General features: G+C 73.5%; 1 protein-coding gene and 1 pseudogene. One reads left to right on the forward strand and one right to left on the reverse strand.

Features of this window, described 5'->3' with window-relative positions; all coding sequences use genetic code 11:
• Nucleotides 1-424 (forward strand): annotated as a pseudogene (locus tag E1267_RS45220) (ATPase); the annotation flags it as partial.
• Nucleotides 425-613: 189 nt separating this feature from the next.
• On the opposite strand, the gene E1267_RS43785 reads toward E1267_RS45220, so the two are convergent.
• Nucleotides 614-1,299 (reverse strand): thiolase C-terminal domain-containing protein (locus E1267_RS43785; RefSeq protein ID WP_425465132.1); only part of this gene is annotated, 686 nt, incomplete at its 5' end.

A 1,299-nucleotide genomic window follows, 5' to 3' on the forward strand; every position in this document is an offset into this window, starting at 1 on the left:
CGGGTGGGGGTTGCTGGCGGAGCTGGTTCTGCGGCGGCTGCTGCCCGATGGCCCGGGTGGTGATCCGGGGACACGGCTGGCCGCCGCGGTGCACGCCCGGCCGCCCCTCGCGCTGGCCGAGCTGGCCCCGCTGGTGAGCGAGGCGGCCGTGGGCGGCGATCCGGTGGCGGTGTCCGTCGTGGCCGAGGCCGCTGCCAGGCTGGCGAGCACCGCCTCCCTGGTGCACGAACCCGGGAGTCCTCTCGTGCTGGCCGGTGGTGTGCTCACGGCGGAAGGCCCCGTACGCGATGCCGTACGGGGCCTTCTGGAGGGTGCGGTCACGGCGGGAGATCCGGCGGGGGCGGCGGCATGGCTGGCCGCGCGGCCCCTCCTAAGCCTGAGGGAGGCCGAGGCGTATCACTCCCGTTTCACACGGACTGCTTAGGCGCGCTGTCCCCGTCTCCGCGCGGGCGCGCCGTACCCGGTTCGCGGGTCGCTATCGTGCCGAGCTCGACGCCGCTCGGGCGAGTGGCCGTGGAGGTCGGCCCACTCGGTGTCGAGCGCCGCGACCCTGTGCCGGTGCGTTGACCACTCCGTACTCGTCGAAGGGACCTTCAGCTTTTCAGCCGATTCTTCAGCTCACGAGCAGTGCGGCGCTTCCGTAGCTCCCGCCGAACCCCGTCACCAGCGCCACCGAGCGCCCCGATCGCAGCTCCCTGACGGCCTGGGCGACGTTGTTCAGCCCGTGCACGTACCCCTCCGAGAGCAGACCTCCGTGCGGGTTCACCCAGGCGTGCCGCCCCTCCAGCAGGTAGGCTCCGAGCTCCTCGCGCGCCACGAAGCCGAAGTCCTCCAGTTGCCCGGGCACGAGCCACGAGTAGGCGTCGTACGGCAGAGCCACGTCCACGTCCGCGGGCCGCATTCCGGAGGCCTCCCAGAGCATGGGGGCCACGTACGCGGAGAAGATCGTGCTCACGTCGGGCGCGCGGTCCATCGACGAGCAGCCCGGCCCTCCCCCGCGCACCACGGCGTGCACGCGCGGCCCGTCGAGCACCGCGCTGACCAGCACCGCGCACGCCCCGTCGGTCTCCTGGCAGCAGTCGACCGTGCGCAGCGGGGTGCAGACGTACGGTCTGGCCAGGTAGGCGTCGAGGGTGAGCGGGTCGCGGCGCAGGGCACGGGGGTTGGCCGCGGCGTTGCGCCTGGACTGGGCGACGACGGCGTGCAGGTGCTCGGAGGTGAGGCCGGTGTCGTGCAGGTAGCGGGTGGCGGCCAGGGCGAACAGCGGGATGGGGCCCGCCAGTCCGTACGTGGGGGTGC

Source organism: Nonomuraea longispora (assembly GCF_004348345.1).
GTDB lineage: Bacteria > Actinomycetota > Actinomycetes > Streptosporangiales > Streptosporangiaceae > Nonomuraea > Nonomuraea longispora.